Source organism: Alloacidobacterium dinghuense (assembly GCF_014274465.1).
Classification (GTDB): Bacteria; Acidobacteriota; Terriglobia; order Terriglobales; family Acidobacteriaceae; genus Alloacidobacterium; species Alloacidobacterium dinghuense.
The window spans coordinates 2,854,137-2,868,977 of the sequence record NZ_CP060394.1; the positions used below are offsets into that span (position 1 = coordinate 2,854,137).

At 55.6% G+C, this 14,841-nt stretch carries 15 protein-coding genes; 12 read left to right on the plus strand and 3 right to left on the minus strand.

The annotated features are described in order from the left end of the window. Positions 1-4: 4 nt before the first annotated feature. From H7849_RS11580 to H7849_RS11590, 3 genes are all read left to right on the plus strand, one after another. Entirely contained in the window at positions 5-787 is a 783-nt protein-coding gene (locus H7849_RS11580) for an SGNH/GDSL hydrolase family protein (protein WP_251106758.1), read from the plus strand. A gap of 5 nt (positions 788-792) precedes the next feature. Then, positions 793-1,281, plus strand: a complete 489-nt coding sequence (locus tag H7849_RS11585) for a GNAT family N-acetyltransferase (RefSeq protein ID WP_186746671.1) — start codon at positions 793-795, stop codon at positions 1,279-1,281. 151 nt (positions 1,282-1,432) lie between these two features. Then, the gene (locus H7849_RS11590) at positions 1,433-2,146 is read left to right on the plus strand and encodes an HAD family hydrolase (protein WP_186746673.1); all 714 of its coding nucleotides are present in this window, start codon (positions 1,433-1,435) and stop codon (positions 2,144-2,146) included. Between the two features lie 518 nt (positions 2,147-2,664). On the opposite strand, the gene H7849_RS27410 is transcribed toward H7849_RS11590, so the two are convergent. After that, positions 2,665-3,093, minus strand: a complete 429-nt coding sequence (locus H7849_RS27410; protein ID WP_432756534.1) for a MerR family transcriptional regulator — start codon at positions 3,091-3,093, stop codon at positions 2,665-2,667. Between the two features lie 143 nt (positions 3,094-3,236). Here H7849_RS27410 and H7849_RS11600 point away from each other — a divergent pair, with 143 nt between their 5' ends. Together H7849_RS11600 and H7849_RS11605 are read left to right on the plus strand one after the other, a co-directional pair. After that, positions 3,237-3,878, plus strand: a complete 642-nt coding sequence (locus H7849_RS11600; RefSeq protein WP_186746677.1) for a DinB family protein — start codon at positions 3,237-3,239, stop codon at positions 3,876-3,878. 44 nt (positions 3,879-3,922) lie between these two features. After that, on the plus strand, positions 3,923-4,186 hold the full coding sequence (locus H7849_RS11605) for a hypothetical protein (RefSeq protein ID WP_186746678.1): 264 nt from the start codon (positions 3,923-3,925) through the stop codon (positions 4,184-4,186). Between the two features lie 250 nt (positions 4,187-4,436). Here H7849_RS11605 and H7849_RS11610 read toward each other — a convergent pair whose 3' ends face one another. Continuing rightward, a complete protein-coding gene (locus tag H7849_RS11610) occupies positions 4,437-7,082 on the minus strand; it encodes an ABC transporter permease (RefSeq protein ID WP_186746680.1) in 2,646 nt (881 codons plus the stop codon). 15 nt (positions 7,083-7,097) lie between these two features. After that, a complete protein-coding gene (locus H7849_RS11615; RefSeq protein ID WP_186746681.1) occupies positions 7,098-7,424 on the minus strand; it encodes a PadR family transcriptional regulator in 327 nt (108 codons plus the stop codon). 721 nt (positions 7,425-8,145) lie between these two features. Here H7849_RS11615 and H7849_RS11620 point away from each other — a divergent pair. From H7849_RS11620 to H7849_RS11650, 7 genes are all read left to right on the plus strand, one after another. Beyond that, positions 8,146-8,820: an iron-containing redox enzyme family protein gene (locus tag H7849_RS11620; protein WP_186746683.1), complete on the plus strand. Its 675-nt coding sequence runs from the start codon at positions 8,146-8,148 to the stop codon at positions 8,818-8,820. Between the two features lie 119 nt (positions 8,821-8,939). Next, positions 8,940-9,683 carry a serine aminopeptidase domain-containing protein gene (locus tag H7849_RS27415; protein WP_432756548.1) on the plus strand — a complete coding sequence of 248 codons (744 nt, stop codon included), beginning with the start codon at positions 8,940-8,942 and terminating at the stop codon, positions 9,681-9,683. Further along, the gene (locus H7849_RS11630) at positions 9,658-10,569 is read left to right on the plus strand and encodes an alpha/beta hydrolase (RefSeq protein ID WP_186746687.1); all 912 of its coding nucleotides are present in this window, start codon (positions 9,658-9,660) and stop codon (positions 10,567-10,569) included. The genes H7849_RS27415 and H7849_RS11630 overlap by 26 nt, the downstream gene beginning before the upstream one ends. A 102-nt stretch (positions 10,570-10,671) precedes the next feature. Continuing rightward, positions 10,672-10,917 carry a phosphopantetheine-binding protein gene (locus H7849_RS11635; RefSeq protein ID WP_186746689.1) on the plus strand — a complete coding sequence of 82 codons (246 nt, stop codon included), beginning with the start codon at positions 10,672-10,674 and terminating at the stop codon, positions 10,915-10,917. Beyond that, positions 10,898-12,301 carry an ANL family adenylate-forming protein gene (locus H7849_RS11640; RefSeq protein ID WP_222439800.1) on the plus strand — a complete coding sequence of 468 codons (1,404 nt, stop codon included), beginning with the start codon at positions 10,898-10,900 and terminating at the stop codon, positions 12,299-12,301. The genes H7849_RS11635 and H7849_RS11640 overlap by 20 nt, the downstream gene beginning before the upstream one ends. Beyond that, entirely contained in the window at positions 12,294-13,028 is a 735-nt protein-coding gene (locus tag H7849_RS11645; RefSeq protein WP_186746690.1) for an SDR family NAD(P)-dependent oxidoreductase, read from the plus strand. The genes H7849_RS11640 and H7849_RS11645 overlap by 8 nt, the downstream gene beginning before the upstream one ends. Further along, positions 13,025-14,833: a long-chain-acyl-CoA synthetase gene (locus H7849_RS11650; protein ID WP_186746691.1), complete on the plus strand. Its 1,809-nt coding sequence runs from the start codon at positions 13,025-13,027 to the stop codon at positions 14,831-14,833. The genes H7849_RS11645 and H7849_RS11650 overlap by 4 nt, the downstream gene beginning before the upstream one ends. Positions 14,834-14,841 lie beyond the last annotated feature (8 nt).

Here is a 14,841-nt window from a genome sequence, read left to right on the forward strand (position 1 = left end):
GCTCATGCATACATCTGCATGGATCCTGACCTTGTGCTTCGTTTGTTCCGCGCCGGGCATCACCCAGACACAATCTGCAATCTCGGCAAAGGATGACCCGGCTGCGCAGGCCGTTCTTAGTCTCGAACTTTGGCGCGAAAGCCGCATCTCCACATTCATGAATGATTTCGGTGAACTCAATCGGTATCGCGAAGCTGACGCGCAGCTAAAGTCTCCTTTCTCCGGCGAAAATCGGGTTGTTTTTTTTGGCGACTCCATTACCGACGCGTGGAAGCTTGATACATATTTCCCAGGCAAGGGGTACATCAATCGCGGAATTGGCGGCCAGACAACCCCGCAGATGTTGATTCGCTTTCGCCAGGACGTCATCGACCTTTCGCCGAAGATCGTCGTCATCCTTGCCGGAACAAATGATATTGCCGGCAACACAGGTCCAATGACAGTCGAACAGATTGAGGCAAATTATGCTTCGCTGGCCGAATTGGCTCGCCAGCATTCCATTCGCGTCATCTTTTCATCGGTCACACCGATTCATAATTATGTGGCTCAACGGCAAACGATGTTCCTGCAGCGCTCGCCGGAAAAAATCCTGGAACTGAATCAGTGGCTGCGCAAGTACTGCGAGCAAAACAAGCTTATTTATCTCGACTATTACAGCGCCATGGTAGATAGCCACGGCATGATGAAAGCGGACCTCGCCGATGACGGGCTGCACCCGAATGACGCCGGATATCGCGTAATGGCACCGCTTGCCGAATCAGCAATCACCAGAGCTTTAGCCCAATAGCTGCCATGGAACTGAAGACAGCAACAACAGCCGACATTCCCTTCATTGTCGAAGTCGAACACCCACCGGCGTTGCGCGACTACATCGGTCAATGGACGAATGAAGAACACACGGCAGCCATGCGCGATCGGGATACACTCTACCTGATCGCGACAGACGAAAACGGAAAGCAGCTTGGTTACATCATCCTCCGTGGACTTCAGTCAGAGCATCGCAATTTTGAGTTGAAACGCGTGGTAATGCGATCCCCCGGCGAAGGTCACGGCAAGAGAGTTTTGCAGCTTTTGCTGAAGAAAGTATTCGAAGAACTCGGCGCGCATCGTCTATGGCTCGACGTCTTCGAATCAAACTCACGCGCCCAGCATGTATACCGCACTCTGGGCTTCCAACAAGACGGCATCTTTCGCGAAGCGATATACCGCGACGGTAAATACCATTCCCTCTTCTTAATGTCGGTGTTGGACCGTGAGTATCAGGGAAATACGAAGGACTGATACATATCACCGATCGTGAACGGCATGCGTTTCCATGTTTACAGGTGAGACTTCAGCTTCTGCTTATATCAACGATTACCACGTTCACTCCGCAGCATGACCGCTGTCGCCTGTCCTTCTTTGTGTCGAGCGTATTTGCTACCCTTAATGTATGAATGCACTTCCCAGGTTCGCGCCCGGACAGACATTGTTGCTCGACGCCGATGACACCCTATGGGAAAACAACATCTACTTTGAGCGCGCCATCGCTTCCTTCATCTCGTACTTGAACCATCACTCGTACACGCATGAAGAAGTGCGATTGGTTCTGAACGAAGTTGAACGTGAGACTGTCCGTGAGCGCGGCTACGGACTAGCTAGTTTCCGGCACTCGCTTGTTACTTGCTTCGAGCGGCTCAGTACGGAGCCCATCTCCGCCGAGAAACACGAGCGAATCGTGAGCTTCTCTCAAGCTATTAGCGAGCATGAAATCGAACTGCTGCCCGGTGTGGCTGAGGTGCTTCCAGTGCTCGCCTCGAGGCATCGCCTCATCCTGATGACAAAAGGAAATGAAGTGGAGCAGGCCGAGAAGCTTTCGCGCTCAGGGCTGGCGCATCATTTCACTTCCGTGGAGATTCCACGTGAGAAAAATCCCGACGCCTATTGCGCTGTGTGCCAAAAATACGAATTAAGGCCGCACAAAACATGGATGATCGGCAATAGCCCTAAGTCTGATATCAATCCGGCTCTCGCAGCCGGGTTGCACGCAGTATTCATTCAGCACCCTCACACCTGGGTGCTTGAACACGAAGTTGTGGATGTAGTCCAAAATGGCCAGTATCTGTTGGAACTTGCAGCCTTTACGGAGTTGGAAGATCGCTTCTGACGCCGCTTTTTCTTACTGCACTGCCTTTGCGAATCTGATGGCCCAAGATTACGGCCCAACAATGGAGGCACCCCCCAAAGTTGGGAAGGTATTGCCTGGGTGGGTGTAAGCCACAACATCTTCAGGAACATCATGCCCAGTGCAAGACGACCTTCATTGCTGTCTCCGCAACAACGCTCAAAGAACAAGCATTTTTCTCCCCGAATTGATGATTGAGCTAAGTTGCGGACTCTTCTGAGAAAAAGCGCGCTATTATCGGTGAAACAACGGTTTTGTTGTTCGATTTCGGACGCAGCCATTGATAACCGGACAACCGAAAAAAATGTGCTCGCAGTGTATGGACAAAACCTTCACCACTGCGCGCCTGAAAACCTGAAGTGCTAAATGATCTCACTGACCCAGCGATTTATTAGGGCACGCGCGCGGAACTCATCTTCGCTTTGGCTACCGATTTAACGCGATCAAAAGCCAATCGCTGAGGGATGACACTTCCGCGCTCTTCCAAACGACTGGGACGATCATGAACTGGCCAAGGATTTCTTGCCACTGCTTTTTCGAAATATTCCGCGCCCACATTCATCCAGAGTGTCACAACGGCAGCACTGCATCATTCTCCGAAGCAAATGCTGCATCGTCTTGATTCGCTTCAGTTGCGACTCAAGTTCCGAGAGCTTTCTGCGTGATAGCTGTCGCCATCGCCGTGACGCCGGAACACCATCTCGAAAACCGAAGAATAGTTGCTTGATTTCATCCAGTGTAAAGCCTGTTTGCCTTGCCCACTGTATGACGGCCAGCCGATGAACCGCCATGCTGTCATAACGCCTCTGACCATTTATCCGCTGGGCAGGCGGAAGCACACCGATCCGTTCGTAATACCGGATCGCAGACGGTCGGATTCCAACTTGCTGCGCGACTTCGGAGACGGTGAGTTGCGCCATTTGTCGCATTTTAAAGCACGCGAATCTCGTTTGCGCTTGGAGTTGACAACAAAACAATTACAAATTGGGGATTTGCCTTAAAGTCAGGTTTAAGTTGTACCGTCGTTTCTGTGGGCAGAGTCCTGAGCCCTGCCACGCGGGAGAAAACGCTAATGAAGCAGAAACACTGCATTCTCTTATTGTTGCTGTTGCTGGTGTATGGCACCATCGCGATGGCGCAAACAGGCAAACCTAAAGGGACCGTTTTGAAAAGTGCCGTTGACGTGCGTCAGCAAGACAGTGAAAACAACGCTCCCGTTCTTGACGCACAGCGGGAAAAAGCTGCGTTACTGATTTTTCTTAATTCTGTGCAGACACAAATCGTCTCTGCTGCAGATGCAATGCCTGCTGTAAAGTACAGCTTTGCTCCGGCCGAGGGCGAATTCAAGGGGGTCCGTACTTTCGGTCAGCAAGTGAAACATCTGGCGACGACCAACCATATCCTGGCAGCTGCCGCTCTTGGCGAGGAGCCGCCCGCCGATGCCGGGGACGAGCAGGGACCCGAAAATATACGAACAAAATCAGAGATTTTGGATTACCTGAACGCCTCTTTTGCCCATCTTGGTAAAGCGATTGACGCTATCGGCGATAGCAGCACAATGGTTAAATCCTCTCCGATTTCACCGTTGCCTGGCAGCAAGACAACGCGCTTGGCGCTAACAGTCGAGGCGTTAATTCATGCATTTGACCATTACGGACAAATGGTCGAGTATCTGCGCCTGAACGGCGTGGTTCCTCCCGCGAGTAAGCCATGAAGCACGACAGAATACCAATAGCCTGCAACTTGACGAGTGAAGAATTGCGCACACGTGAAACGAACCTTCTGGCTGAGTTCAAGTCCGCAGTTACCAAAATAGAAGAACTTCCGGATGGATATGCCTTTCGCGTCCCCGGCGAGAAACGATGGCTGGATCTTGCAGCACAATTGCTGATCGCTGAGCGCGAGTGTTGTCCGTTCCTCACCTTCCAAATGACGGCTGAACCGCAGATGGGACCGATCACCATCCGAGTCACTGGTCCTGACGGTAGTAAGGAGTTCCTGAAGTCCATCCTCGTTAACTGAGTGGAGTCCAAAGGGGCCAAAGTTGGATTTCCTTTTTTCGGTCGCAGACCGATCGCCAAGTGCGCACTTATCCAAGCGGATAATCGCAACGAGCTGGCTGAATATTTGACGAGCTATATCAACGCAACGGCGTCAACAATTGAGAGCTTAGATTCCTATTGACCGTCTATAAGAGCAGCGCTATCGACCGACTTTTCGTTTGGTAGTCGGCGTCGGTAAACGTGGCTGTCGATGAAGTGCACATGGAGACTTATTCGGCGTGAAGCGCCTCTGTGGGGTCGACCGAAGCGGCGCGGCGCGCGGGCAGAAAACTGGCGACCAGAGCGGCAATGGCAAGCACGATGGAGACGGCCGCGAGCGTCGTCACATCCCACGCGCGCACTTGAAAGAGCAGCTTGCCCAGCAGCGTGGTCGCCGCGAGCGATCCGGCGAGGCCGAGCACGATGCCGACCATGGCGAGACCGCCGGCTTCACGCAGGATCATGCGATAGACCGTGCTGCGCTGCGCACCAAGCGCCATGCGCACGCCGATTTCGCGCGTGCGGAGACTGACCGAATACGCGACGACGCCGTAGAGGCCGACAACAGAGAGCAGCAACGCTAGCGCGGCGAAACTGCCCACCATCCATGCCGAGGCGCGATGCAGCGTAGCGGAAGGCGAATCGTACAGCTTCTGAAGCATTGTGCCGGGATCGGAGACGGCCAAGGTTGGATTGGCCGCGTGAATGGCCGATGCGGCCTCGGAGAGGACAGAACTTTCGGATTGACCGGTACGCAACACCACTGTGAATCCATCGTTCGGAGGGGACGGATTCTGATTGCGGGGCCGATACATGGCGGCCTGCGGAGCGGCGTCAGGCTGGCCTTCCTGAATGGTGTCGACGACGCCGATGACGAGCATGGGGCTTTTTTGATCGCCATCTTCCATAGCGATCTGCTGGCCGACCGGATCTTCGCCGGGGAAATAGAGCTTCGCGAGCTGCTGGTTGATGACGACGACGCGCTGACGCGACTGGTCCTCATCATCGGCGAAGAAGCGGCCGCGGACAAGGCGCGCCTGCAGCGTGGAGAAATAGCCCGCGCTGACGTCGCGGATGATGACCTCGTTGTGATCGACAGGCGGCCGGCCCACGATCACGAAATTGCTCGAGCCGTCGCCGTCGCCGAGCGGCGCCTGCTCGGTGATTGAGACGGAGGCGACGCCGGGCAACGCGCCGAGCTCAGCATGGATGCGGCGCTCGAAGCTGATCCATTCCGGCTCGGTACCGGTTTTGATGGTGCCGGAGACATCGAGCGTGGCGAGGCCATCGGCGTTGAGTCCGGTATCGACGTGGAGCAGGCGATAGAAGCTTTTACCGAGCAGGCCCGCGCCGACCAGCAGGATCATGGCAATCGCAAGCTCGGCGATGACGAGGTTAGAACCGAAACGGCGCCAGACCGTGCCGGATGCACCGCGCGAGACTTCCTGGAGGCCATCGCGCAGGTCGGCGTGCGAGACGCGCAACGCAGGCAGCAGCGAGAAGATGATCGCGGCGATGAGCGTAACTAATGCGGTGAACGCGAGGACGTGTGCATTGAGGCCGACGGCGCGCACGTAGGGCATGGTGTCGAGAAAGTCTTTGGGGATGAGGCCGAGCACCAGCCGGATGAGCAGGAACGCGAAGCCGAGGCCCAGTGCGCCCGCGAACACGGCGAGAGCGATGCCTTCGGTGAGGAACTGAGAGACGAGGCGCGAGGACGAGGCGCCGAGGGCTCCCCGGACAGCCATTTCGCGGCGGCGGCGCTCAGTCCGGACCAGCAGGAGACTGGAAACATTGATGGCGGCGATGAGCAGGAGCAGCGCGGCACCGGCGAGCAGCATGAGCAGAAGCGGTCGGATGCTGCCCAGGATGGCGTCGACGAGCGGGTCCATGGTGGCTCCGCGGCCGTGGTCGTCGCCGGGGTACTGCTGCGCGAGTTGGAGGCCGATGCGCTGGGCATCGGCGAGAGCGGCGGCAAAGCCCACGCCTGGGCGCAGGCGCGCGAGGCCGATGAGGTTGTGACAGCCGCGCACCTTTTCGCAGCCGCCATCCGGTCGCTCGGTTCCCCAGAACTCGGAGGGCTCGGCGGGAGCGAAGTGGAAGCTCGGCGGCAGCACGCCGATGATGGAGGTGACATTGCCGCTGAGGGTGACGGTTTGGCCGATGATGTTGCGGCCGCCGCCGAAGCGATGCAGCCATGCGGAATAGCTTATGAGCGCGACAAAGGGCGCAGCGGGCTGGTCGTCATCGGGGCGGAAATCCCGGCCAAGTACGGGTGAGACGCCAAGGGTACGGAAGAATCCGGCTGTGACGCGCGTACCGTGGACGGGCTGAGGCCCATCGGGCGTTGCGAGCATGAAGCCGTAGTTCGCGAAGGCTTCGAGCGAAGTGAAGACGGTGTTACGGCGCTGGTAGTCGAGCCAATCCAGGTATGAGAGATGGAAATGCGGGCCGAGGGTGTTGCTCTCGTAGACGATGGCGAGGCGCGAGGGCTGCGCGTAGGGCAGTGGCTGAATGAGCGCCGCGTCGACGAAGCTGAAGATTGTGACAGCCGCGCCGATCCCGAGGGTGAGCACCAGGATCGCGGTCGCTGCGAATCCCGGGTTCTTACGTAATTGGCGGACAGCGAAACGAAGATCCTGAAGGAGAGCATCGGCGGCAGATTCCCAGCCGGCAGACCAGACTTTGATTCGAACGGTCTCGGCGCTGCCGATTTCGGCACGGGCAGCGGAGACTGCCTGATCGCTGGAGAGGCCGCGGCGCAGCTTGTCGTCGATGGACGCCTGCAAGAAGCAATCGAGTTCGCTCTGGATGTCGGCGTTGCGGCGCTCGCGGCGGAAGAGAGCACGAAGTCCGGTGACAAGGGATTTGAACATGGCGCGATCCTCCGATCAGGCTTCGAGAATGCGGGTGATAGCGGAGATCTGACGATCCCACTGTGCGCGCTCTTCTGCGAGAGCTTTGCGGCCGCGATTCGTGAGCTGATAGTAGCGGGCGCGGCGGTTATTCTCAGTGGCGCGCCATTCGGCTTTGATTCGGCCGGCGCGCTCGAGGCGGCTGAGGGCGGGCAGCAGGGAGCCCGGGTTGATCCGGAAGACGCCGTCGCTGACCTGCTCGAGGCGCAGGGCGATACCGTAGCCGTGCATGGGATCGAGGGCGAGGGTTTTCAGGACGAGCATTTCCAGAGTTCCCTGGACAAGGTCGCTTGATTCGGGCATAGGCGTGGCTGCTCCTCTTGATAATCAAGATGTGTAATGCACGCTCCATTCGATTGTCAAGGGGAGGGCGGATATCGTGGCGGCGGTAGGGACAAAGCCTTATATCTACTCCATTTCTAGCTTCGACGTTGTGGCAGGGTTGGCACAGTCCTTAAAAGGGTCAGGAACGGCGCCTGAAGTGGGTGAACGAACAGCAGAGAAGTACCAAGAGTTTCGTTCGGAGTAACCTGCTCTTCTCGATTCAGTAACCAGGCGCCTCGCTAACCAATTAGTAGCTTCTTATTACCAAAGCGATCTGGGTATCTGCTAGATTGCTGAATATACTTGGGCTTTATGTTGTGGCTGTCGATCTTTATCGGCGGTCTGAAGTTTTTGCCATTGCCTTGACCGCGCTTGAACCGGATGGGTGGCCGCGGGTTGTTAAGAGGTTCCACTGCAGTGATAGGGCCAGTTGGGAGTGACATAGGCGAAGCCCTGTTCAGCAGGGGGCTGAATCAACCCCTATTATGCCAAAATCAATCGGCGCCAAGACGGCTACGAACGTGACCCGCCGATTGTATTTACCAACGATCTGTTGCGCTTCAGCCGTTGAGTTTCCGCCGAATTAATCGCCATTTGTCTAAGTGCGTAGGTCGTTAAGTTACCGAGGAACCTAATCTCGCATCTCCCCTCGCTTACGTTGAATACCAGTGTTTTGGCTAAGCCAAGAGGAAAATAGACTATGACTACGTTAGTGTCCTATCCGCAGTTACAGAGCGAATCGCTTGTTGCGTGTATCCAACCGAAGATCGAGAGCATGATAAATGAACTCGTGACTTCGCTGCCCGACCCGCAAAAGCTAACTAACAAAGAGCGGCGTGGGATTATCGCGAGATATACCTCTGTCCTTGAAGGAAACTTCATCTATTGGATGACCGCGACCTATCTCGCGGTCCAGTCGGAAGAAGCCCGTCCGATTCTCCTGGATAATCTCCACGAGGAAGTGCGCGATGCTCATCCTGCAATGCTGCGGAGATTCGCAATTGCAGCCGGCGCTCTTCCCACGGACACAGACGCGCTCGCCGTGCATGAAGACTTGACGAATGTTCGGCTGTTCCTGGGCCGGCTCTCAGGAGTGCAGTCGGTTGTAACGATGGCCTTCTTCGAAGGATTCATCCAAAGGTTTATGGCCTACTTGGCGGACCTAGCGGCAGCCCAAGGCTCCGCAGAGATGGAATACACAGATGTGCACGGTGTCTGTGATATTGCACACACCCAGGGGCTTTTCACGGCACTCGTCGCGGAGATGACCGTCAACCCCCTCAGTGTCGGGGCGGACCCCCTGGAAGGTGTTTATCTGCTCAGAACTCTGATTCAAACCATCATCTTCCAGCGGATATCAATCCTCACAGCCTGATCGAGCCACAAGGAACATCGCAAATGCAAACACAGAGTCCAACAAGAGTTGGATTGCCAGAGCAAGCTCGGTATTTCACGGTACCGGGTGCGCATCTTTACACCGTGCTGCATCAGGCGATGGATCCGGTGGCCCGAGTTTTGCTTGTAGGACCATTTGCTGCCGAACGGCATTTTTCATATCATCCGTGGGTCCGCTGGGCCCGATATCTGGCCTCGAGGCGAATCGAAGTTCTTCGCTATGACTATCGCGGTGTCGGTGAAAGCACGGGAGTCTTTGAAGAGTTGAGTCTTGAAAATTGGAGCGAAGACGTCCAGCTCATTGCTAAGTGGGTTGCGAGTAGGTCGCCAAGTATGCCGCTTCTCCTCCATGGTCTCGAAATGGGCGCCATCCTCGCTGGTAGGGCTTTCCATGAGGGTACTGGTGACGCTTTACTCCTATGGTCTCCGCCTGCTAACGCAAACCAAGTGCTACGCTCGGGCCTCCTGCGTTGGGCAGGATTGGAACAACTCTGGGAGGCTCCCGAGAATCGAACGCCTGCCTCTGAATACATTCGCCAACTTGAGCGAGGCACTTTTATCGAAGTCCACGGATATCTATGGTCGAGGCGCCTTTGGCACGACTCTTTTGGTTTCACTCTGCCGGCAAACATGGAAAACGAAGGCTTGTCTTACCAGGCTTACAAGAAGCCTGTGAAGATAGTTAGATTTGGCAAAGATGCAGCTTCTTTAGCTATGCCGTACTCGAGGTACGACGAAGTTAAAGATTGTAGTTGGCTGTATTCGTGCAATTTCGATTGGATTACCGGAGCCTTAGGCCTACCAACTCTAGGGAGTCATGAAGAAGAGTATTCAAGGGCGTGAGCTGATTGTACTGGATAGCCTCGATGCCGCCGCCATCGCTACCTATCACAAAACTTGCGAAGACAGTTACGACTCGCAATCTGAACTGATCAACAGAGATCGCGTCGGCGTGTTGATCCTGAACGGCCTCTCGGCCACCCGAGCCGGGAATGGCGATGCCGCGGTTTGGTGGGCCGACTGGTTTGCTGAGTGCGGCTATCCGTCCTTTCGACTTGATCTCCCAGGATTTGGAGACTCTGTGGGAGACCCTCCAGAAGATTGGCTCGACTTCATTAATCTGGGGGGCTATGCATCGGTTGCCTCCGCCAAAGTAAGAGAACTCGTGGCACGGTTCAACTTATCGGGCGTACTCCTGGTGGGACATTGTGCCGGCACGGTATCTGCAATCTTTACGGCAGCCGCAACCAAAGAATGCAGAGGCCTCATTTTGATGGAACCCTATTTCCAGTTCCGGCAGACGATACGACCGAAGATTCGTGCTCAGCTGAGCCTCTGGGCTACACGAAGTCGTCTTGGCGGAATCTTAAGCAGTATCTTTGATCGCGTGAAGGGGATTCGTTTGGCCTTTCGCCGAAATGTGCTCCCCGAGAATGCGAATCTTCTCCTCCTCCGCCGCTGGAAGGAAATGACATCAACCGGCATGCCTATCCTTATCCTCAAGGCACCAGGATTCAAGACGCAGGGTGCGAAACCGAGAGTCGGTGAGTTCGACTATTTTAAGTACGCTATGGGATTGGCCGGTCGCAGAAGTCAGGTTGTCGTACGATCGGTCGAGGGCGCCAATCATTCTTTTGCGAACCACCAAGCTCGGGCGGCGGTGCGTCAGCACACTGAAGAATGGCTGAATGGCTATTTCCCCTTGAGAAATCGTAAAGAAGTCCTGTAAGCATGTTAGGTTCTAACGCGACGGACTTAGAAGCCACGTCAAACTTCTCAAGAATCGTCCGTATGTATAGCCTTTGTCTTGGAAAGTAGAGAATTTGCAGATATGAATGTTCGATCCACAATCGCAGACCAATTCATTCAGGTCGCCCAAGAACAGGGACTACAACTAGCGGCGCTAACCGATGACTTGGAGCTACTGGAATCGGGTCTCGACTCGCTGTGCTTCGCTATCGTGGTCGCGCGGCTTGAGTCGGAATTGGGATTCGATCCACTCAGCACCTCCGAAGATGCTATTTTCCCGGTGACTTTCGGCGAGTTTGTTCATTTCTATGAGAATGCTGCAAGATAACCCCGCATCAATTTGGAGTGCGCTCGGCGCCGCAAATGATTTGTCTTCGCGCTTTCTATTCGGCGCGGAAGCGGACAGGGCTCTGGGCGATCTGGCTGAAGGATCTGCGCTTTATGGCCATGCGGATGAACTGCGTGGGCGGTCTGTTCTTATTGCGACGACGAGCCAGTTAACCGCGGCGTTGGCGCTGATCGAACTCGACGGTGTCGCACGCCGCGTTGTTCTCTATCCTCCCGACATGCCGCTTGGATATCTCTCTTATGTCATCGAGTCAGCTGGGGTGGATGCCATCGTGTCGGACGGGAGAACGGGTGAGTTAGGCAACCGCCGGGTCGGACGATTTATTCCGTGCAATGGGGAGATTGCGCTCTGTAGCAGTGACAGGACAGCACAGTACCGGACGGAATGGATTCTCCTGACATCGGGTACGACCGGGTTGCCGAAGCTGGTCGTCCACACCCTGCTTAGCCTATCTGGCGCAATAGACCGCCGGAGCCCCGAGACAGGACAGGTCGTTTGGAGTACGTTCTACGATATTCGCCGTTACGGCGGCTTGCAGATCTTTCTTCGCGCACTTCTCACGGGCGCATCGCTTGTGCTGTCGAGTGCTAAGGAATCCACGGCGGACTTTCTGGCTCGGGCCAACTCTCACGGAATCACCCATATCTCTGGAACACCATCGCATTGGCGCCGTGCGCTGATGAGTCCGGCGGCCCACCGGATTGCGCCGGAATATGTTCGCTTGTCAGGAGAAATCGCAGATCAGGCCATTCTGAATCATCTCCAGTGCGTCTACCCTCAAGCTCAAATCGTCCATGCCTTCGCCACGACCGAGGCTGGTTTGGCGTTTGAGGTGAACGACGGTGTCGCGGGCTTCCCCGCGAGTGTGATAGAAAACACATCCCACGTGGAAATGAAGGTTGAGGATCGCACATTGTGGATCCGTTCAACTCGGACGGCGAGTCGCTATATGGGCGAAGACGCTCCTATTTTGAAGGGCAGGGATGGTTTTGTCGACACTGGTGACATGATCGAATTGCGAGATGACCGCTATTACTTTGTCGGCCGAAGAGATGGGGTCATCAATGTTGGAGGCTTGAAGGTGCATCCTGAGGAAGTGGAAGCAGTCATCAATCGCCATCCGGCGGTACACATGTCGCTTGTCCAGACAAAGAAGAATCCAGTTACCGGCGCGCTCGTGGTTGCCGACGTAGTTCTCAAGACAAGTTCACAGCCTGACGATCACGATGGGCGAGGACTTCAGCACGACATCCTGTTGCTCTGCCGGGAAGTCCTTTCACCGCACAAAGTCCCGGCCGCGATCAATTTTGTCCCCGCCTTGGCGGTCGCTGAATCAGGGAAGCTCATGCGTCGCAATGCGTAATGTAATCGTAACCGGCGGGAGCCGGGGTTTGGGACTGGGGATCGCCCGCAGGCTCAACGGCGCGGGATACCGCGTCATAGCCATTGCTCGCAGGCAAAACAGCGAACTTACGGCAGCTATGCAGGAGGCCGAGATCGCCAATCCCGGGTCCTTTCATTTTGCCCCGTTTGATCTGGCTGAGATTGAAAACATTTCAGAATTGGTCAAGACATTGCGGAAGGACTTCGGTGCGATCTATGGGCTCGTAAACAATGCCGGTGTGAGTTTCGACGGGGCTCTCCCCCTCATGCCCACCTCTCAGATCGAGCAGCTTGTGCGTGTAAACGCGCTGTCGCCCATTGTGCTCACGAAGTTCGTGGTGCGCTCGATGATGGCCGACGGGGGCGGGCGCATCGTCAGTTTGGCTTCCATCACCGCCTTCACCGGCTATAGCGGCCTCTCGGTGTATAGCGCCACGAAAGCATCACTCATCGGATTCTCCCGGTCTCTTGCGCGCGAGGTTGGCCGCATGGGTGTGAACGTGAATTCAGTCGCTCCAGGCTTCATTGATACCGACATGACGCAGGGACTCAGCGATGAGCAGCGACAGAAAATTGAGCGCCGCAGCGCCCTCCGGCGCCTTGCAGACGTAGACGATGTAGCAAATGCAGTTGAGTTTCTTCTGAGCGATAAAGCGAAGAATATAACGGGTACGGTACTGACCGTCGATGCGGGAAATACGGCTTGAGTGAAGTACAGACAACAGCTCCTCTCAATTCTGGTGGCTCTGTTGCCAAATGCTGGTTGCGCGGGCTGGAGTTAACCGCAAACATCGTCCGGAATCGCGATCGCATCATGTCGACAGTGATCGAGGAACGAGCTGCGCATTTCGGTGACGCGCCAGCTCTTCTTTCCGACCGCGAGTGCCTTACATACAGGGCACTTGCTCAGCGCTCGAACCAATACGCACGCTGGGCGCTCGGGCAAGGCATCGCAAAAGGCGACGTCGTCGGCCTGCTGATGACGAATCGGCCTGAATATTTCGCTGTATGGCTTGGGATCACAAGTGTCGGCGGTGTAGTCGCCCTGCTCAATACCAATCTTATCGGGCCCTCTCTCGCTCACTGCGTCAATATTGTCGCTCCAAAGCATCTGATCGTGGCCGGAGAACTCGTTGATTCGCTGAGTACTGCGCTGCCGGGGGTCGCGGCGCCACCGGCGATCTGGACACACGGAGCAGACCATTCCCGATTCCAACGTATCGACCACGACATTCAACAGCAGCCTTGTGAAAAGCTGAACAGCAGCGAGCGGCCGTTGCTGACTATAGAAGATCGGGCACTTTATATTTTTACCTCCGGCACCACGGGGTTGCCAAAGGCCGCTAACATCAGCCATGCTCGTGTCCTCCAATGGAGCCATTGGTTTGCAGGCATGATGGATGCGCAGCCTGCAGACCGAATGTACAACTGCCTACCGATGTATCACAGCATCGGCGGGGTGCTCGTACCGGGCGCGACTCTTGTCGGTGGCGGTAGCGTCGTCATTTGCGAGAAGTTTTCGGCCAGTCAGTTTTGGAGCGATGTTATTGGTTGGGATTGCACGATGTTCCAATACATCGGCGAGTTTTGTCGCTACTTACTCCACGTCGCTCCGCCGTCGAAGGCCCGCGACCATCGAATCAGATTAGCCTGTGGTAATGGGCTGGCACCCGATGTGTGGGATGCCTTCAAGGATAGGTTCCGAATTCCGCGGATTCTTGAATTCTATGCTTCCACCGAAGGTGGCGTCTCATTGTTCAACGTAGAAGGGAAATGCGGCGCGATTGGCCGCATCCCACCTTATTTGGCGCATCGATTTTCGCCGGCCTTGGTGCGATTCGATGTCGACAAAGGCGAGCCAGTTCGCAATGATCAGGGATTCTGTATTCGTTGTGCTCCGGACGAACCCGGCGAAGCCATCGGCAAAATCGTGCACGATCCCTCGAACGTAGGCAGCCGCTTCGAGGGCTATCTGGATGAGCAAGCCTCAGAACGAAAAATCCTGCGCGATGTTTTTGAGCGCGGAGACGCTTGGGTTCGCACCGGCGACTTGATGCGGAAGGACGAGAAGGGGTTTTTCTATTTCGTCGACCGCATCGGCGACACATTTCGATGGAAGGGCGAGAACGTTGCAACCTCCGAGGTCTCTGAGGCAATTTGTGCATTTCCTGGAGTGATGCACGCCAACGTCTACGGAGTGACTATTCCCTCTACACAAGGCCGGGCTGGCATGGCTGCGATCGTTGCCGATCACGAGATGGATCTCTCTGCTTTTAGGAAACACCTGGTGAGCCGCCTTCCCTCGTACGCGCGCCCTGTATTCCTCCGAATTCAGAAGGATATCGAAGTCACAGGAACTTTTAAGTACTCGAAGACGGATCTGGTGCGCCAAGGATATGACCCTCTCATCACGTCGGATCCTATATATCTTGATAATTCAAAATTGGAGGCTTTTGTTCAGCTCGACAAGACTCTCTACGATCGCATTCAAAAGGGACGGATTCGCCTGTAGCTTCCGGT